We start from the raw sequence: 17,519 nt of genomic DNA on the forward strand, positions 1-17,519 counted from the left end.
TTTGGTGACGTGCAGCCAAATGGCTGTGACTGGCGGCGTGTTGGTTCAGCGGCCGAGGGCCTGCCAGCCGATGGTTCCGTTCTGGACGGAGTGGGCTTCGTCCGCGCGGACGACCTCGCCGGCGGGCTTGCTGTCCGCGATGTGTCCCAGGATCGAGAGGAGGTCGCCGTCAGCGAAGCGCCCGGCCGTGGCGGCGAGACCGAGAGCCTGGTCGACTCGGTCGTTGCCCAGGACAGTGGCCAGCTCGACCGCGCGGGCCATTTTGGCGCGGATGCGAGTGGCGCCGGCGGGTCCGGCTTCCTTGAGCCAGCGCCCGGCGCCGGGGCCGATGCCGACGAACGCGATCTCGGCTTCCGAGCGGGGCTGGAGCCTCGGCTGATGGATGCTGCGGCCGTCGGGATGGTCTGGATAGTGGGCGTCGATGATCTGCGGAACCCCGGGGGTGGACAGCTGGTGGCGCCAGATCTCCGATAGATCACCCGAGTTGGTGCGGGCGGTGATGGAGAGTTCCTCACCGACGACCCGGCACCACACCCGGGCGCCGGTATAGCCCGGCGGGGTCGAGTAGCGCACCGAGTTGAAGCTGATCGTGCGGTCCGAGCCGACCAGTCGTTCCTCGCCCAGCGCGAGCGCCAGCGGCTCGACGGGCAGAATGTGCAGGGTGGTGCGTTCGATGTCCAGGCGGTCGGCGGGTATCTGCCCGGTCGCCCGGTGGCGGCGCGAGTTCACTGCGTCGCACCAGGTCAGGCAGGCATCGGCGAGCTCGGCGAACGAGTCGTAGACGGGCAGAAGGTTCGCATCGGTGGGCACCAGGTCGGCCTTCGCGATACGGACCGTGGCCTCCGCACCGCCCTTCGATTCGGGGTCGTAGGGCACGCAGCTGACCACCTGGCAGCCGTAATGCCGGCCCGCGGCGACCATCTGCGGATGACGGACCGGGATTCCGGCGATGTGCTCGACGGTGACCGTTTTCGCGTTGTCGGTCAGTACATACGTCGGTGCCCCGCCGATCCGTCTGAGCGTGGTGTCCAGGCAGGCCACGAGCGTGCCCAGCGTGCAGTCCCAGACCGGGATCACCACCCGGAACCGTGACCAGGACAGCCACGCGCAGAACAGCCAGGTCCGACGGCCGCCGATCCGCGGGCCCTCGCCCCAGTCGAACTGCAGCCACCGGCCCGGCTCGGGAATCCACGGCCGGTACGTCCGGCGCTTGCCCGCCTTCCACGCACTCTTCGCCGCGTTCACCGCCCGCCTCGTCGAGCGCGCGCTGCCCCGGTAGCCCATCTTCACGAGCTTCTCGTGGACCACATCGGCGCGGATCGTCGCCTTCGACTGCTCGACCCACTCCTCGACCTTCTCCAGGAACGCGTCGATCATCTTCGGCCGCGGCTCTCGCTCATAGGGATTGCGCCCGCTGTCGCGGGCCTCGACATACCTCTTGACCGTCTTCGGGTCGTGCCCCGCCAAGGTCGCCGCCGACCAGACCGTCCCGGTCAGGTCGTACGCCTCAAGGATTTCCATAATCTCCGTGTCAGACTTCGTCACAGGACCTCTCCGGCCGGTAGCTGATGCATGCAAACACCAGCAAACGGGCGGAGGGGTCTCCTCCAGTTAAGGAAGCGATCAGGAACACCACTGGTCAGACGGCCATCCACCTGGAATTCCGGTGGCCATCAGCCTGGACTCAGCTGGCCGCACACCTGGACTTTGCCACGGCCGCCGTCACGCTCGCGGGGATGGTCCCCGCCCCGTCCGACACTGCTCCTGATGCGCAGTGTCGGCCCCGCGCTCGCGGGGATGGTCCCGCGGTTTAGGGCAGCTGGAGTTCAGCCGGCAGGTCGGCCCCGCGCTCGCGGGGATGGTCCCGACACCCGGCTCGGCCAGCAGCTCCCCGCGGCGTCGGCCCCGCGCTCGCGGGGATGGTCCCTGCTGAAGGTGGGGGTCAACTGCGGGCGATGCAGTCGGCCCCGCGCTCGCGGGGATGGTCCTATTTGCGGCCTCGTCCAGCACGGCGCGCATCGGTCGGCCCCGCGCTCGCGGGGATGGTCCCTTCGGCGGCCTGGTGTCGCAGCCGCTGTCGTCGTCGGCCCCGCGCTCGCGGGGATGGTCCGCCGCCCATGAAGGACCGCCCCCCGCCCGCGCCGTCGGCCCCGCGCTCGCGGGGATGGTCCCCTGCTGGCGTGGGGGTTCGTCCTCGCCGCGCTGTCGGCCCCGCGCTCGCGGGGATGGTCCCATGAACGTGTTCGAGAAGCCCGCCGAGGAGACGTCGGCCCCGCGCTCGCGGGGATGGTCCGTCTCCTGCGCTGCTTGGCATCTGGGCGAGACTGTCGGCCCCGCGCTCGCGGGGATGGTCCTCAGCAGGAGGTGACACGCCGTGAGCGTGCTCGGTCGGCCCCGCGCTCGCGGGGATGGTCCCCTGCCGACCTGGGGCACCGCGTTCGCACCATGGTCGGCCCCGCGCTCGCGGGGATGGTCCCGTCAACGGCGGTGGTCGCTGGCTGGGTTGATGGTCGGCCCCGCGCTCGCGGGGATGGTCCTCAGCAGGAGGTGACACGCCGTGAGCGTGCTCGGTCGGCCCCGCGCTCGCGGGGATGGTCCGTCGAAGCCGCCTTCGGCGTCCGCTTCGTAGTGGTCGGCCCCGCGCTCGCGGGGATGGTCCCCGGCTCGTCCTGCTGGTTGCCGTACCTGCGGTGTCGGCCCCGCGCTCGCGGGGATGGTCCTCCGCGACTACCCGACGCTCCCCCAACTGCCAGAATCGGCCGCGCGCTCGCGGGGATGGTCCTCGGGAGCCGCCCGCCGCACCGCCAGCAGCCCGGTCGGCCCCGCGCTCGCGGGGATGGTCCCCTCGGCATCGAGATCGACTACACCGTCACCTCGTCAGCCCTGCGCTCGCGGGGATGGTCCCAGCTGGATACTCGTGGGGGTCACCGCGCCGCCGTCAGCCTCGCGCTCGCGGGGATGGTCCCTGCACGGTGGCGCTGTTGAATTGGTGGTCCCGGTCGCTCCCGCGCTCGCGGGGATGGTCCGCTGTCCACCTGGGCCTCGCCCGGTCGTGGCTGATCAGCCCCGCGCTCGCCGGGAGGTCTTTTGGGCTGGCTGGGGATGACGTGCAGCGCAGATGTTGAGCCCTGGTGATAGCCGGACTTGGCCCGATTGCGGCGGTGGGGACCGTACCCGTTGGGAACGGAAATCCCCGTGCTCGGCTTCGCGAGTAGATGGAGCGCCCATGTCAGCGTCTGACTGCCGTTCCGTCGCACCACAGAGCCTCACTCAGTGGAAACGTCAGGTAAACGGCAGGACGGTGCAACCCAATGCGGGGTGGTGCAGCACAAAACAGCTATCGCCCCTCTGACCTGCAACGCAGCGCAACCCGGTGCAGGCCAAAACGCAGTAGGGCGGGCGGGTTGATGACTCATAATCCCTGGGTCGTGGGTTCGAGTCCCACCCGCCCTACTCCGAACGCAGGTCCGGGCCCCGAGAAGGGGTTCCTGGCCAGGCGACACGCCTGGGGAGCCCGACCGAAACTGTAGGGCACGACGCGCCCGCGGCACGGTGCGCAACGCCGAGATTCACCCTACGGCGGACATTCCGGCGACCCGGTGCTGACGGGCGACTGGTGGAGCCGGTTCGGGCGGGCCGCTGACGTTGCGCCAGAAGGATGATCTTTCCGTCGCCGGGTTGTATGCGCACAGTGGCGCTGTGTGATCGTTTGTCACATGCGACGTATGGCCCTCTCCGCACTGTTCGCCGCCGCCACCCTGGTCGGGATGGCCGCCGCGCCCGCTCAGGCCGCCTCCGGTCAGGTGGTGGTCTACAGCACCCAGCTCCGGCCGCTGGACGTCTACAAGGACCCGCACGGCTGCACCAAGCTGCCACTCGACGCGCATGTGCTGGACAACCTGACCGACTCCACCATCACGGTCTACACCGACCCGTACTGCACCTTCCCGCTCACCGAGAACGCGCTCACCCTCGGGCAGCTCAAGCCCGGGCACGGTACGCACGTCTCGGGGACGGGCAGCTTCAAGGCCTGACGGGCCGTCGAACGGCGGCCGCCGGGGGATGGCAGGGCTCCGCCGGGCGGGGCCTCCCACCGGTCCGGCGTCGGAGGCGCTGACGCCGGTCCGGGCGCGGCCGACCGAGGGGCGGCGGCGGGACTCCAGGTCCCGTCGCCGCCCCTTCACGCGCGGCCGGCCCGCTCAGCCGAGCCGGTCCGCCAGCCACCGGGCGCCGCGCACCAGGGCCGCGCGACGGCGCCCGCGGCGCGAGTTCCCCCGGGCCTGCTGCGGGATGGCGCCCGGCGGCGCGGCGGCCAGCGAGGCCAGCCGGGCGGCGGCGCGGGCCAGGTCGGCGCGCAGGCGGCGCCGCCGGCCTGGGTCGGTGGTGTGCTGCAGGGCCGCGTGCAGCCCTTCTATCTCGGCGACGGCGGCGGCCAGTCGCAGCGAGTCTGCGGAGTTGGCGGACCGGTGGTCCCCCCACGGCATGGTCAGCGCTGTTCCCTTCGATCGGGTCCTTCGTGGTTCCTTGGGACGGGGACTGGGCGGCTCAGCCGTAACTGAGGCCGGAACACGGGTCGGTGTCGGCGGGTCTGATGTTCTGCGTGATGCCGCTCGGCAGTCCGGTCGGCGAGGCACTGGTCGAGGCACCGGCCGCGGCGCGGGTCGAGCCCTGGGCGGAGGCGGCTGCCGAGCCGGCGGACTGGCCGTCGGAGGGGCCGTCGGTCGCCGTGGCGTCGGGCGAGTCGTCGTCGGCGACCGGGCTGCCGGACTCGCTGGGCAGGGCGGCGGCGTAGTCGGCGCCGACGGTGACGGTCAGGGCGGTGACCGATGGACCCGCCACGGCCTGGGCGCCCGGGAAGTACCGGGCCAGCTGTTCGGCGGCCGCCTGCTTGCCCGCCGGGTACTCGACGACCGTGACGGCGCGCTGGATCCCGTTGGGGTCCGTGCCGACATCGCGGTAGCCGCGGGTCCGCAGCAGCTCCGCCACCTGGAGCGACAGCCCGGGGACGGGGCTGCCGTTCTGCACCACGATCGGCACGGTCAGGTCGCCGGACGGGCCGGCCGTGGGGGCCGGCGTGCTGCTCGGGCGGTCGGCGGCACGGTCGTTCAGGGTGCGGTCCTGGCGCAGCAGCGTCCACAGCGTGTCGACGTCCGGGTGGATCAGCGCCACCCGTTCTCCCGCGTACCGCCACGGCGCGGTCACGAAGTTCACGTCGGCGAGTTCGATCGACCGCAGTGAGCGGATGAACGAGGCCAGCTTCAGCGGGCTGCCCAGGCCCTGATCGACCGTCAGTGACTTGGTGGCGGCGTCGGCCAGCGGGAGCAGGGCGGTCAGGTCGAAGCCCTTGGCCTGGATCTTCTTGATCAGCGAGGCCAGGAAGGCCTGCTGACGCTTCATCCGGCCGATGTCCGAGCCGTCCCCGAGCCCGTGGCGCGCCCGCACGAAGTCCAGTGCGCTCTGCCCGCTGACCGTCTGCAGGCCCTTCTTCAGGTGGATCCCGAAGCCGTCCACGTCATCGGGCACGCAGACCTGCACGCCACCGACCGCGCTGGTCATCGCGGCGAAGCCCTTGAAGTCGACCACCACGGTGTGGTGCACCCGCAGTCCGGTCATGGTCTCCAGGGTGTTCTGGCTGCACGCCGGGTTGCCGGTCGGGGAAGAGCCCACCGAGAACGCCGAGTTGAACATCTGGTCGTGTTGCGGCTCGGTCCACTTGCCGCCCGGCAGCAGGCAGGGCGGGATGTCCACCAGGGCGTCGCGGGGGATCGAGACGGCCACCGCGTGGCGGTGGTCGGCGTAGACGTGCAGCAGGATGGCGGTGTCGGAGTTGCCCGCGCCGATGTCGCCGCCGGCCAGGGCGTTGTTGCCGTCGGCCCGGCTGTCCGAGCCGAGCACCAGCACGTTGACCGGGGTGTTGCCGGACCCGTCCGACGGACCGTCAGGAGGGCGGTGGGAGGAGAGGCCGGCGCTGGAGAAGATCGAGAGGTTGCCGTCGAGCCGTTCGTAGAACCAGAAGCCGGCCCCGGCTGTTCCCAGCACCAGGGCAGCCGCGGTCACCACGGCGACCTTCGCCAGTCGGCGGCGCCGTGGGTGGGCAGCTGACGGTTCAGCGCTTAGGCTGGTGGTTTCCACTCCGTCCTGGGCGTGTTGCTCCCCGGGATTGGCCTCGGGATCGGTCATGGGGCTGTCTTTCGCGCGGTTGCCGACAGATCAGTGGGCCGGCGGCTCCTCCGGGGCCGGTCGGGAGGACGGTCCGGCCGAATGATCCGGTTGCACACTTGCGCAATTTAGCAAGTTTTGGGCATGCCGCATACCCCCGACAACCGTGTTGGCGGAGGATGCGGCTATTCGGCGCAGGAAATCAGAACGTGGGAGTGTCGGGCTGCGTGCCGGTTGACGGCAGGTCAGGCGTGCCCGGCATGCCGGGTGTGCCCGGGATCCCCGGCATGCCGGGCACACCGTGAGCACCGGGCGCGCCGGGAGCGCCGGAGCGGTTCGCGGTGCCGTGCACCGTCGGCGCGCCGTACGGCGGCGGGGTGGGCGCGGCCGGTGCGGTGGGCGCGGCGGCCTCGCGCGGGGTGGCCCGCAGGTACATGGTGTCGTCGTCGCGCGCCTCGCCCTGGCCCGGCACCGTCCCGGCGGCCGGGGTGGCGGGCGTCGCGGCGACGGTCGGCTTGGGCGGCGCGATGACGCCGGAGGACTCCGGCTGCGGCTCCAGCTCGTTCCGTCCGGCGGCGTCGCTGAGCTTCAGCATGATGCCGGTGAGCAGCCAGTTGGCCAGCGTCGACGAACCACCGGCGGCCAGGAACGGCAGCGCCTTGCCGGTCAGCGGGATCAGGCCGCTGACGCCGCCGACCACCACGAAGACCTGCAGCCCCACCGCGCTGGCGAGGCCGGTGGCGAGCAGCTTGCCGAACGGGTCGGAGAGCGCGATCGCGGTCTTCAGCCCGCGCTGCACGAAGAGCCCGTAGACCAGCAGCACGGCCGTGACGCCGGCCAGGCCCAGCTCCTCGCCGACCGTGGTGAAGATGAAGTCGCTGCGGCCGGCGAAGCTGATCAGCCAGGGCCGGCCGCTGCCCAGCCCGGTGCCGGTGAGGTGGCCGGTGCCGAAGCTGAACAGCGCCTCGGCCGGCTGGTTGGAGATCAGCGCCGGGTCGTGGTGCGCCTTGTAGTAGTCCAGCGGGTGCAGCCACGCCACCACGCGGCCGTGCACGTGCGGCTCGATGGAGCCGACCACCGCGGCGCCGCCGACCGCCATCAGCAGGCCGAGGATCGTCCAGCTGGTCCGCTCGGTGGCCACGTAGAGCATCACGATGAAGACGCCGAAGAAGATCAGCGAGGTGCCCAGGTCGCGTTCGAAGATCAGCACCAGCAGGCTGATCACCCAGATCGCCAGCACCGGCCCGAGGTTGCGCATCCGCGGCAGGCTCATGCCCATGACCTTGCGGCCGACCAGCGCCAGCGCGTCCCGGCTCATCATCAGGTAGCCCGCGAAGAAGACGCAGATCGCCAGCTTCACGAACTCGTCCGGCTCCAGCTGCGGCAGGCCCGGGATCTTGATCCAGCGCTTGGCGCCGAAGTCGTCGCCGGGGAAGAAGGCGGGCGCGGCCAGCAGCACCAGCCCGCCGACCATCACGATGTAGACGTAGCGCTGGAAGAACCGGTGGTGCTTGACGAAGGCGATCATCGCCATCGCGATCGGCACCGAGATGAAGAGGAACTGCACCTGCGAGGGCGCGGCCGGGAGCTTCTGGTAGTCGCCCTTGGCGGAGTGGATGATCGCGTAGGACTGGTCCAGCCGGTTGAGCAGCACCAGGCCGAGCCCGTTGAGCAGCACCGCGCAGGGCAGGATCAGCGGGTCCGCGTACCGGGCGTACTTGCGCATCACCAGGTGCGCGCCGAACACCAGCACGGTGAAGGAGGCCCCGTAGACCAGCAGCCCCGGTGGCATCTTGTTGTTCATCGCCAGGTCGGCGTCGATGTAGGCGAACAGGCAGATCGCGAGCGCGAAGGCCAACAGCGCCGCCTCGATGTTGCGCCGCCGGTCGGCCCCGCGTTGGCCCTCGGCACGCTGGCTGGCCCGTTGGCTGCCTATCACACGAACTCCCCACCGGCACGGCACTCTGGACCGGCGAATTCTCGCATGCCGCGCCGGGTGGCCTGATCACCGACCCGAGACCAAGGGGGCGTGTACCGCGACCTACGCGCCGGGGGGCGGCGCGGCTAGACTGAGCCGCCGTACAACAGGGAGAGGGGTAGCACGGATGACGGGCTGGAGCAGGCTCGACGACCCCTCGCCACAGCTGCTGCAGCAGGCAGCCGCCTCCTTCGGTCTGCTCGCCTCCACCATGCGGCTGCACATCGTCTGGGTGCTCAGCCAGGGCGAGGCCGACGTCGGCACCCTGGCCGACCGGGTCGGCGGCACCCTGCAGGCGGTCAGCCAGCACCTGGCCAAGCTCAAGCTGGCCGGCATCGTCTCCAACCGCCGCGAGGGCCGCCGCCAGGTCTACGGCGTCGAGGACCCGCAGGTGGCCACCCTGGTCCGGCTGATGGTCGAGAACCTGGACGCCGCCGAGACGCCGCTCGCCGAGGTCCGGCGCCTGCGGAGCAGCGATGGCTGAGCGCGCGGCACACCAGCTCCGGCCGGCCCGCAGCCGGCCGGACGACGGTGTGCCCGCGGCGCTCGGCCCGGCCCGACTGAGCCGGCTGCAGGCACTGCGCGCGCTCGACTCCACGCCCCGCGGCCTGCCGGAGCAGGAGGCCGAGGACCGCCTCGCCCGGTACGGCGAGAACACCGTGCTCCCCGAGCCCGGACCCGGCCGGCTCCGCCGGATCCGCACCGCCCTCGCCGACCCCTTCACCGCGCTGCTCACCGGCCTGGCCGCGGTCTGCGCGGTGATCGGCTCCTGGGGCAGCACCGCGATACTGGGCGCCCTGGTGGCCGCCGCCTGCGCGCTGCGGCTCACCGACGAGCACCGCGCCGCCACCGCGCTGACCGCGCTGCGGGCGCTGGTGCCGACCACCGCGACGGTGCTGCGCCGGGCCGGCGAGGCGGAGCCGCTGGCCCGCGAACTGCCCGTCGAGCAGCTGGTGCCCGGCGATGTGGTCCGGCTCACCGCCGGCGACGCGGTTCCCGCGGACCTGCGGCTGCTGCGCGCCGAAGGGCTGACGCTGGACCAGTCGGCGCTGACCGGAGAGAGCGAGCCGGTGCACCGCGCCGCCGTCGACCTGCCGCCGCCGGCCGCCGCGTCCAGCCCCTTCGAGGAGCCGCACCTCTGCTTCGCCGGCAGCACCGTGATCACCGGCAGCGCCACCGCGCTGGTGCTCGCCACCGGCACCGGCACCCGGTTCGGCGCCGCGCACCGGCCCGGCCGGGTCCGCCGGCCGGGGCGCTCGGCCGTGGAGCGCGGAGTGCGCCGGGCGGCGCGGGCGATGATCCTGTTCATGGCCGCCGCCGTCCCGGCGACCGTGGCGGCCGACACCCTGCTGCACGGCTGGAGCGCCTCGCTGCTGCCGTTCGCGGTGGCCGCCGCGGTCGGCCTCACCCCGGAGCTGCTGCCGCTGGTGATCAGCGCGGTGCTGGCCCGGGGGAGTGCGGGGCTGCGCCGGGACGGCCTGGTGGTGCGCCAGCTGCCCGTGATCGGCGAACTGGGCGCGCTCGATGTGCTCTGCCTGGACAAGACCGGCACCCTGACCAGCGGCGAGACCGCGGTGCTCGGCGGCCTCGACCTGGCCGGCGAGCCCGACCAGGAGCCGCTGCGCTGGGCCGCGCTGGCCGCCGAGGCCGCGCTGCTCGCGGGTGACCCCGGGCTGGCCGCACCGCTGGACGAGGCGCTGCTGGTCACCGCCGACCAGGCCGGCCTGCTGGACGATCCGGGCCCGGCGGCCGGGGGCACCCCCGTGGTGCTGCCGTTCGATCCGGTGCGGCGCTACGCCGGCGCGGTGCTCAGCGTGCGCGACGGCGGGCACCGGCGGCTGCTGGTGGTCAAGGGTGCGCCGGAGGCGGTGCTGGACCGCTGCCCGGGGCTGCCCGAAGAGCAGCGCGCCGCCGCACTGGCCCTGGTCGAGCGGCAGGCCGCCGCCGGGCGGCGGCTGCTCGCGGTGGCGCTGGCCGAGCAGCCGAAGCTCGGCACCGCGGTGGACTTCAGCGGGCTGCGGCTGCTGGGCTTCGTGGCCCTGCGGGACGAACCGCTGGCCGGCGCGGCCGCCGCGCTGGCCGAGCTGTCCGGCACCGGGGTCGCGCTCACCGTGCTGACGGGTGACCACCCGAGCACCGCGCTGCGGCTGTGCGAGCAACTCGGGCTGGCCGTGGACCGGGTGGTGGCGGGCAGCGAGCTGGCCGGGCTGACCGAGGCCGAAGTGGCCGCGGCGGCGGCCCGCGGGGCGCTGTTCGCGCGCTGCGACCCGGAGCAGAAGGCCGCCGTGGTGCGGGCGCTGCGCCGGGCCGGACACACCGTGGGGTTCCTCGGCGACGGGGTCAACGACGTGCCGGCGCTGCGGGCGGCGGACATCGGCTTCGCCACCCCGGGGGCCGTCGGCGCCGCCCGCGCCTGGGCGGACGTGCTGCTCGGCGGCACCGACCTGGCGCGGCTGGGCCGGGCGCTGTCGGCCGGCCGGGAGGGGGTCGCCCGGGTCGCCGCCTATCTGCGGATCGCGCTCTCCTGCAACCTGGGCAACGCGATCTCGATGCTGGCCGGCGGGGTGCTGCTGCCGTTCCTGCCGATGCTGCCGGCCCAGGTGCTGCTGCAGAACGTCTGCTTCGACGCGGCGCAGCTCTCGTTCGCGGTCTCGGGGCGCGCCACCGGGCCCGGCAGCCGGCCGGTGCGGCTGCGCTGGGGGGCGCTGGCGGTCTTCGCGGTCGGCTTCGGGCTGCTCAACTCGGTGGCCGACGTGGCGCTCTTCGTGGTGATGCGCCGGGTCACCGGCGGGTTCGCCGGGCCGGACGCGGAGGGCATGTTCCACACCGCGTGGTTCAGCGAGAACCTGCTCACCCAGGCGCTGGCCCTGCCGGCGCTGTACGGGCTGACCGGGGCGCGGCTGCGGCCGCCGCGCCCGGTCTGGTGCGCGGCGGCGGCGCTGGCGGTGCTGGGGGTGCTGCTGCCGGAGCTGCCGTTCGGGGCGCACCTGGGCTTCGCGGCACTGCCGGTCGGCGCGGTCGGCCCGCTCGCGCTGGTGGTGCTGGGCTACGGGGTGCTGCTGCTGGCCGCCCGGCGGCTCTGGCGGCTGCTCGCGATCTGGGACGGGCGGCGGCAGGCCGGCTGACGGGGCTCAGCCCTGGGCGCCGGTCAGCATCCGGTTCAGCAGGTCGCGCAGCGTCCGGCGCTCCTCCAGGGGGAGGGCGGCCAGCGGCTCGCGGGCGAAGTGCAGGGAGCTGCGCAGTTCGGCGGAGGCGGTCCGGCCGGCCTCGGTGGCGGCGACCAGCTTGACCCGGCGGTCCTGCGGGTCGGCCTCGCGGGTGACGAAGCCGCGGGTCTCCAGCCGGTCGACGATGCCGGTGATGTTGGACGGCTCGCAGCTGAGCGTCTGCGCGATCCGCCGCATCGGCAGCGGACCGTAGCGCAGCAGGGCGAGCACCTTGGCCTGGGCGCCGGTGAGCGAGCGGGCCTGGGCGGCCTCCTCGTACTCCCGGTGGAAGACGGCCACCAGCCCCGCCATCAGTTCGACCACGTCGCGGGTCAGCTGCTCTTCGTCGAGCTGCTCCTCGTTGCTCTCCATGAAGTCATGCTACCTGAATATTTGACATCCTGAACCTTTCAGGTCCAGGGTTTCCTTGACCTGGTCAACCTTTCAGGTACCCCCCGCACGCTAGGAGCGCCACCATGGCCGAGCAGCCGCTGCCCGCCACCGCCCGCGAATGGCACCTCAAGGCCCGCCCCGACGGCTGGCCGGTCCCGGCCGACGCCGCCCTGGTCGAGGCCCCGGTCCGGGAGCCCCGGCCCGGCGAGGTGCTGGTCCGCAACCGATTCCTCTCGGTCGACCCGTACATGCGCGGCCGGATGAACGACGTGAAGTCCTACGTCCCGCCGTTCCAGCTGGACCAGCCGATGGACGGCGGGGCGGTCGGCGAGGTGGTGGCCTCCGCCGCCGAGGGCATCGCGGTCGGCGACACCGTGCTGCACGCGCAGGGCTGGCGGGAGTACGCCACGGTGGCCGCCGAGCACGCCGCCAAGGTGGACGCCGCCCGGGCGCCGCTCTCCGCCTACCTCGGCGTGCTCGGCATGCCGGGCCTGACCGCCTACGCCGGCCTGCTCGAGGTGGGCTCGCTCAAGCCCGGTGAGACCGTCTTCGTCTCCGGCGCGGCCGGCGCGGTGGGCTCGCTGGTCGGCCAGATCGCCCGGCTCAAGGGCGCCGCCCGGGTGGTCGGCTCGGCCGGCTCGGCGGCCAAGGTGGCCAAGCTGGTCGACGACTACGGCTTCGACGCGGCCTTCAACTACAAGGACGGCCCGGTGGCCGAGCAGCTGGCGCAGGCCGCCCCGGACGGCATCGACGTCTACTTCGACAACGTCGGCGGGGACCACCTGGAGGCCGCGATCGGCGCGCTCAACGTGCGCGGCCGGGCGGTGCTGTGCGGTGCCATCGCCCAGTACAACGAGACCGGTCGGCCGGTCGGCCCGCGCAACCTGGCGCTGGCCATCGGCAAGCGGCTGCGCCTGGAGGGCATGCTGGTGAACGACCACGTCGCGCTGCGGCCGCAGTTCACCGCCGAGATGGCGGGCTGGCTGGCGGACGGCAGCCTGCGCTACGAGGAGACCGTGGTGACCGGCATCGAGCACACCATGGACGCCTTCATCGACCTGCTGCGCGGCGGCAACACCGGCAAGATGGTGGTCGCGCTGGACTGACCCGGCGTCAGAATCGAACTGCGCGCGCTCCGACGGCCCGGCATCCGGGTAGCCGGGGCGCGCGCCGCTGTGTCGCGCGACCCCCGTCGGCGAATGCCCAGCAGATCCGAGGGACCGTCAGTTCCCAGGTCAGGGGCCGCGATAGCGTGGCCGCAGCGGCGCACTGCCACCCGATGCGGCCATTCGGGGAGAGATCCCGATCAGGGGTAGACCTCTTCGCGGATCTGACTACCATGATGGAAGGCTGTCCGTTTTGCTCAAGTTAGTGACCGAATGTCGACTGACCTGAGCAGAAGAGGGCGGCGTCGAGCCAGGTGGCGTTCACGACCAACCGGGCATGGCACGAGGCAGCTGGGGAAGGCGACTCTCGTCCACAGCCTGGAGGTCCCGGTGACGACACGTGGCGTCCTGTTCATCCACTCCGCGCCCCGCGCGCTGTGCCCGCACGTCGAATGGGCGGTGGCGGGCGTGCTCGGCGCGCGGGTCAACCTCGACTGGATCCGTCAGCCAGCCGCCCCCGGCCAGTGGCGGTCCGAGCTCTCCTGGCAGGGGGAGGCGGGCACGGCCGCCAAACTGGCCTCCGCGCTGCGCGGTTGGCAGCTGATGCGCTACGAGGTGACCAGCGAGCCCAGCGGCAGCGCCGAGGGCGAGCGCTACTCCAGCACCCCGAGCCTGGGCATCTTCCATGCCGTCACCGGCATCCACGGGGACATCCTGATCCCCGAGGACCGGCTGCGCGCGGTGCTGGTGCGGGCCCGCAGCCAGGGCAGCGACCTGGAGGCCGAGTTGGCCCGGCTGCTCGGCAAGCCCTGGGACGACGAACTGGAGCCGTTCCGCTACGCCGGCGAGGGCGCGCCGGTGCGCTGGCTGCACCAGGTGGTCTGAGCAAGCGTCAGGGCGGCCTCCCCGAGCCGGGGAGGCCGCCCTGAGGGAGCGTCAGACGGTGCGGAAGGCCAGCACCACGTTGTGGCCGCCGAAGCCGAACGAGTTGTTCAGCGCGGCGATCCGGCCCTGCGGCAGCTCGCGCGGCTCGAAGCGCACGATGTCCGCGTCGACCTCGTCGTCCAGGTCGTCCACGTTGATGGTCGGCGGGGCCTGCCGGTGGTGCAGGGCCAGCACGGTGGCGACCGTCTCGACACCGCCGGCGCCGCCCAGCAGGTGGCCGGTCATCGACTTGGTCGCCGAGATCGCCACGTGGTCCAGGTGCTCGCCGAGCTCCTTGCGCAGCGCCTTGATCTCCGCGACATCGCCCTGCGGGGTCGAGGTGGCGTGCGCGTTGACGTGCACCACGGCGGCCTTGTCCAGGTCGGTGTTGGCGAACAGCTGGGCCAGCGCGCGGGCCACGCCGGAGCCGGTCGGCTCGGGCTGGGCGATGTGGTGGGCGTCCGAGGAGAGGCCCTGACCGACCGCCTCGCAGTAGACCTTGGCGCCGCGCTTGGCCGCGTGCTCGGCCGACTCCAGGACGATCACGCCGGCGCCCTCGCCGAGCACGAAGCCGTCCCGGGCCTTGTCGTAGGGGCGGGAGGCGCGCAGCGGCTCGTCGTTGCGCTTGGACATCGCCATCATGCTGGCGAACGCGGCCACCGGCAGCGGGTGGATCGCGGCCTCGGTGCCGCCGGCCACCACCACGTCGGCGCGGCCGGTGCGGATCATCTCGATCGCGTAGCCGATCGCCTCGGCGCCGGAGGCGCAGGCCGAGACCGGGGTGTGCACACCGGCCTGGGCACCGACCTCGATGCCGACGTTGGCGGACGGGCTGTTGGGCATCAGCATCGGCACGGTGTGCGGGGACACCTTGCGGGCGCCCTTCTCCCGCAGCACGTCGTACTGGTCGAGCAGGGTGGTGACGCCGCCGATGCCGGAGGCGATCACGGCGCCCAGGCGCTCGGGGTCGAGGGGGAGGCTTCGTTGGTGGCCGGCTGCTCGTAGCCGGCGTCGGCCCAGGCCTCGCGGGCGGCGATCAGCGCGAACTGGGCCGAGCGGTCCAGCTTGCGCAGCAGCGGGCGGGGCAGCACCTCGGCGGGCTCGACGGCGCAGGGGGCGGCGATCCGCACCGGCAGCTCGGCGGCCCAGTCCTCCTCCAGCGCGCGCACACCGGAGCGGCCGGCGAGCAGGCCCTCCCAGGTCGACGCGGCGTCCCCGCCCAGCGGCGTGAAGGCGCCGATACCCGTGACTACCACGGTGCGGTTTTCAGTGGTCACTGGTTGTCTTCTCTCAACGTGTTGCGGGGCTTGGGGGAGGGGAGTCCGGCGGGGCGGCTCGGCCGCCCCGCCGGTCGCCGAATCAGGCGGCGTTCTTGAGGATGTAGTCGACCGCGTCGCCGACCGTCTTCAGGTTCTTGACCTCGTCGTCCGGGATCTTGACGTCGAAGCGCTCCTCGGCGGCCACGACGACCTCGACCATGGAGAGCGAGTCGACGTCCAGGTCGTCGGTGAAGGACTTGTCCAGCGCGACGTCCTCAGTCGGGATGCCGGCAATCTCGTTGACGATGTCGGCGAGACCGGACAGAACATCGTCCTGGGTGTGAGCCATCTTGGCTGCTCCTCTTGTGTGGATGGCGCTTCACGGGTGCGACGCGCCGAGTTGACGGTACTTAAGGCGTTTTGCGTTGCCTAAGTGCCTAAGGGAGGGTAACGACTGCCGCCGCGTACACGAGACCCGCCCCGAACCCGATGATCAGTGCGAGGTCACCGCTCTTGGCCTCGCCGGTCTGCAGCATTCGCTCCATGGCCAGCGGAATGGAGGCCGCGGAGGTGTTGCCGGTCTCGGCGATGTCGCGGGCCACCGGCACCGAGGCCGGCAGCTTGAGGGCCTTGATCATGGCATCGGTGATGCGCATGTTGGCCTGGTGCGGGATGAAGGCGCCGAGCTGGTCGGCGGTGATCCCGGCCGCGTCCAGGGCCTGCTGGGCGACCTTGGCCATCTCCCAGACCGCCCAGCGGAAGACCGGCTGGCCGTCCATCCGCAGGAACGGCCAGCGCGCCTCGTCGTCCGAGCTGCCGTTGATCGCGTCCGGCTTGGCGAAGGCGGTGTCCCAGGCCTCGGTCTGGGTGATCAGGTCCTTCTGGGTGGCGTCCGAACCCCAGATCACCTTGCCGATGCCGGGCGTGGTGGACGGGCCGACCACGGCCGCACCGGCGCCGTCACCGAAGATGAAGGCGGTGGAACGGTCGTGAATGTCCGTCATGTCGCTGAGCCGCTCGACACCGATGACCAGCACGTACTCGGCGCTGCCGCCGCGGATCATGCCGTCCGCCAGGTTGAGGCCGTAGCCGAAGCCGGCGCAGGCGGCCGAGATGTCGAAGGCCGGCGCCGTCGGGCAGCCCAGCTTCAGCGAGATCTCGGTGGCGACCGCGGGGGTCTGCTTGAAGTGCGAGACGGTGGAGACGATCACGGCGCCGATCTGGTCGGGCGTGATCCCGGCCTGGGCGATCGCCTTGCCGGCGGCCTGCACCGACATCTCGGCGACCGACTCGTCCGGGCCGGCCCAGCGGCGCTCGGTGATGCCGCTGCGGGTGCGGATCCACTCGTCGGAGGAGTCGATCCACTCCAGCACCTCGGAGTTGGGGACCACGCGGACCGGACGGTAGCCGCCGACCCCGTGAATCCGGGAGTGGGCCGCACCGGTGGTGGGACGGATCTGCGGGACTGCGGTCATGCGGAGAGCTCCTCGGTGGCGTGCTCGGCGATCAGCTCGCGGGCCTTGTCCAGGTCGGCCGGAGACTTCAGGGCCAGAGTCGCCACGCCCTTGACGTTGCGCTTGATCAGGCCGGTGAGGGTGCCGGCCGGGGCGAGCTCGATGACGCAGGTCGCGCCGAGCTGTCCGATGGTCTCCATGCAGAGGTCCCACCGGACCGGGTTCGCCACCTGGGCGACCAGCCGGGAGAGCACCTCGGCGCCGCCGGCGACCACCTCGCCGTCCTTGTTGGACAGGTAGCGCACCACCGGATCGGACACACTCAGGGTAGGCGCCAGCTCGGCCAGACGGGTGACCCCGGGGGCCATGTAGTCGGTGTGGAAAGCACCGGCCACCTTGAGCGCGATCAGCTTGGCCTTGGCCGGCGGGTCGGCCCGCAGGGCCTCCAGCGCGTCCAGGGAACCGGCGGCCACGATCTGGCCGCCACCGTTGTTGTTCGCCGCCACCAGGTTGTGCTCGGCGAGCTTGGCCGCGACCTCCTCCGGGTCGCCGCCGAGCACCGCGATCATGCCGGTCGCGGTCGCCGCGGCGGCCTCGGCCATCGCCCGGCCGCGCTCGCGCACGAAGGTCAGGGCGTCCTTGGCGTCGAAGACCCCGGCGAGCGCCGCGGCGGTGATCTCGCCGACGCTGTGGCCGGCCACCGCGCCGACCAGCTTGCGGGCCTGCTCCTCGTCCGGGAACAGGGCCCGGGTGGTCATCAGGCCGGTCGCGACCAGCAGCGGCTGCGCGACGGCGGTGTCCTTGATCTCCTCGGCATCAGCCTCGGTGCCGTAGTGCACCAGGTCGATCCCGGCCGCCTCCGACCAGCCGTGCAGCCGGTCGGCGACACCGTCCAGCTCCAGCCAGGGAGCGAGCATTCCGGGGGACTGAGCACCCTGTCCAGGGGCGACGATAACGAGCACGGTTCAACCCTCTCTCGCCCGACCCCCGAGGACGGGTAGGCGACGGTAACGAAGAAAAGCACCTCGGATTGTGGAGTC

The 17,519-nt window shown here is 72.4% G+C and carries 13 protein-coding genes, 1 tRNA gene, 1 pseudogene and 1 CRISPR repeat array; of the genes and pseudogenes, 6 read left to right on the top strand and 9 right to left on the bottom strand.

Annotated features, from left to right (window positions below; genetic code table 11):
• Nucleotides 1-45: 45 nt before the first annotated feature.
• The gene (gene istA / locus E6W39_RS29395) at nucleotides 46-1,521 is read right to left on the bottom strand and encodes an IS21 family transposase (protein ID WP_141638016.1); all 1,476 of its coding nucleotides are present in this window, start codon (nucleotides 1,519-1,521) and stop codon (nucleotides 46-48) included.
• A gap of 194 nt (nucleotides 1,522-1,715) precedes the next feature.
• A CRISPR array of direct repeats spans nucleotides 1,716-3,026; the repeat unit is 28 nt; unit sequence GTCGGCCCCGCGCTCGCGGGGATGGTCC.
• 366 nt (nucleotides 3,027-3,392) lie between these two features.
• Between istA and E6W39_RS39810 the strand changes: the two genes are divergently transcribed.
• A tRNA-OTHER gene (locus E6W39_RS39810) sits at nucleotides 3,393-3,453 on the top strand.
• A gap of 263 nt (nucleotides 3,454-3,716) precedes the next feature.
• The gene (locus E6W39_RS29400) at nucleotides 3,717-4,034 is read left to right on the top strand and encodes a hypothetical protein (RefSeq protein ID WP_220140277.1); all 318 of its coding nucleotides are present in this window, start codon (nucleotides 3,717-3,719) and stop codon (nucleotides 4,032-4,034) included.
• Between the two features lie 165 nt (nucleotides 4,035-4,199).
• Here E6W39_RS29400 and E6W39_RS29405 read toward each other — a convergent pair whose 3' ends face one another.
• The 3 genes from E6W39_RS29405 to E6W39_RS29415 all read right to left on the bottom strand — a co-directional run bounded on the left by E6W39_RS29405 (nucleotide 4,200) and on the right by E6W39_RS29415 (nucleotide 8,098).
• The gene (locus E6W39_RS29405) at nucleotides 4,200-4,484 is read right to left on the bottom strand and encodes a hypothetical protein (RefSeq protein WP_101380170.1); all 285 of its coding nucleotides are present in this window, start codon (nucleotides 4,482-4,484) and stop codon (nucleotides 4,200-4,202) included.
• A gap of 61 nt (nucleotides 4,485-4,545) precedes the next feature.
• Nucleotides 4,546-6,057: an LCP family protein gene (locus E6W39_RS29410; RefSeq protein ID WP_220140278.1), complete on the bottom strand. Its 1,512-nt coding sequence runs from the start codon at nucleotides 6,055-6,057 to the stop codon at nucleotides 4,546-4,548.
• Nucleotides 6,058-6,361: 304 nt separating this feature from the next.
• Nucleotides 6,362-8,098, bottom strand: coding sequence for an FtsW/RodA/SpoVE family cell cycle protein (locus E6W39_RS29415; RefSeq protein ID WP_228718405.1), 1,737 nt, complete (start codon nucleotides 8,096-8,098; stop codon nucleotides 6,362-6,364).
• A gap of 166 nt (nucleotides 8,099-8,264) precedes the next feature.
• On the opposite strand from E6W39_RS29415, the gene E6W39_RS29420 reads away from it, so the two are divergent.
• Nucleotides 8,265-8,621 (top strand): ArsR/SmtB family transcription factor, encoded by a 357-nt coding sequence (locus tag E6W39_RS29420; RefSeq protein WP_141636074.1) that lies wholly within the window; start codon nucleotides 8,265-8,267, stop codon nucleotides 8,619-8,621.
• Nucleotides 8,614-11,262: an HAD-IC family P-type ATPase gene (locus E6W39_RS29425; protein WP_141636075.1), complete on the top strand. Its 2,649-nt coding sequence runs from the start codon at nucleotides 8,614-8,616 to the stop codon at nucleotides 11,260-11,262. The genes E6W39_RS29420 and E6W39_RS29425 overlap by 8 nt, the downstream gene beginning before the upstream one ends.
• Before the next feature lie 6 nt (nucleotides 11,263-11,268).
• Here the strand turns inward: E6W39_RS29425 and E6W39_RS29430 are convergent, their stop codons facing one another.
• Nucleotides 11,269-11,715, bottom strand: a complete 447-nt coding sequence (locus tag E6W39_RS29430; protein WP_101380166.1) for a MarR family winged helix-turn-helix transcriptional regulator — start codon at nucleotides 11,713-11,715, stop codon at nucleotides 11,269-11,271.
• 104 nt (nucleotides 11,716-11,819) lie between these two features.
• Between E6W39_RS29430 and E6W39_RS29435 the strand changes: the two genes are divergently transcribed.
• Both E6W39_RS29435 and E6W39_RS29440 read left to right on the top strand, forming a co-directional pair.
• Nucleotides 11,820-12,842: an NADP-dependent oxidoreductase gene (locus tag E6W39_RS29435; RefSeq protein ID WP_141636076.1), complete on the top strand. Its 1,023-nt coding sequence runs from the start codon at nucleotides 11,820-11,822 to the stop codon at nucleotides 12,840-12,842.
• A 390-nt stretch (nucleotides 12,843-13,232) separates the two neighbouring features.
• Nucleotides 13,233-13,727 carry a DUF3145 domain-containing protein gene (locus E6W39_RS29440; RefSeq protein ID WP_141636077.1) on the top strand — a complete coding sequence of 165 codons (495 nt, stop codon included), beginning with the start codon at nucleotides 13,233-13,235 and terminating at the stop codon, nucleotides 13,725-13,727.
• Nucleotides 13,728-13,778: 51 nt separating this feature from the next.
• On the opposite strand, the pseudogene fabF reads toward E6W39_RS29440, so the two are convergent.
• The 4 genes and pseudogenes from fabF to E6W39_RS29460 all read right to left on the bottom strand — a co-directional run bounded on the left by fabF (nucleotide 13,779) and on the right by E6W39_RS29460 (nucleotide 17,441).
• Nucleotides 13,779-15,043: pseudogene (gene fabF, locus E6W39_RS29445) on the bottom strand (beta-ketoacyl-ACP synthase II).
• A gap of 82 nt (nucleotides 15,044-15,125) precedes the next feature.
• Nucleotides 15,126-15,374: an acyl carrier protein gene (locus E6W39_RS29450; RefSeq protein WP_101380162.1), complete on the bottom strand. Its 249-nt coding sequence runs from the start codon at nucleotides 15,372-15,374 to the stop codon at nucleotides 15,126-15,128.
• Between the two features lie 88 nt (nucleotides 15,375-15,462).
• A complete protein-coding gene (locus E6W39_RS29455) occupies nucleotides 15,463-16,500 on the bottom strand; it encodes a beta-ketoacyl-ACP synthase III (RefSeq protein ID WP_141636078.1) in 1,038 nt (345 codons plus the stop codon).
• Nucleotides 16,497-17,441: an ACP S-malonyltransferase gene (locus E6W39_RS29460; protein ID WP_141636079.1), complete on the bottom strand. Its 945-nt coding sequence runs from the start codon at nucleotides 17,439-17,441 to the stop codon at nucleotides 16,497-16,499. Before E6W39_RS29460 ends, E6W39_RS29455 begins: the two co-directional genes overlap by 4 nt.
• Nucleotides 17,442-17,519 lie beyond the last annotated feature (78 nt).

Source organism: Kitasatospora acidiphila (assembly GCF_006636205.1).
Classification (GTDB): Bacteria; Actinomycetota; Actinomycetes; order Streptomycetales; family Streptomycetaceae; genus Kitasatospora; species Kitasatospora acidiphila.

Coding starts and splice junctions, on each gene's coding strand:
- E6W39_RS29400 (WP_220140277.1), top strand. CDS start 3,717: ATGCGACGTATGGCCCTCTCCGCACTGTTCGCCGCCGCCACCCTGGTC.
- istA (WP_141638016.1), bottom strand. CDS start 1,521: ATGGAAATCCTTGAGGCGTACGACCTGACCGGGACGGTCTGGTCGGCG.
- E6W39_RS29430 (WP_101380166.1), bottom strand. CDS start 11,715: ATGGAGAGCAACGAGGAGCAGCTCGACGAAGAGCAGCTGACCCGCGAC.
- E6W39_RS29455 (WP_141636078.1), bottom strand. CDS start 16,500: ATGACCGCAGTCCCGCAGATCCGTCCCACCACCGGTGCGGCCCACTCC.
- E6W39_RS29420 (WP_141636074.1), top strand. CDS start 8,265: ATGACGGGCTGGAGCAGGCTCGACGACCCCTCGCCACAGCTGCTGCAG.
- E6W39_RS29450 (WP_101380162.1), bottom strand. CDS start 15,374: ATGGCTCACACCCAGGACGATGTTCTGTCCGGTCTCGCCGACATCGTC.
- E6W39_RS29435 (WP_141636076.1), top strand. CDS start 11,820: ATGGCCGAGCAGCCGCTGCCCGCCACCGCCCGCGAATGGCACCTCAAG.
- E6W39_RS29425 (WP_141636075.1), top strand. CDS start 8,614: ATGGCTGAGCGCGCGGCACACCAGCTCCGGCCGGCCCGCAGCCGGCCG.
- E6W39_RS29405 (WP_101380170.1), bottom strand. CDS start 4,484: ATGCCGTGGGGGGACCACCGGTCCGCCAACTCCGCAGACTCGCTGCGA.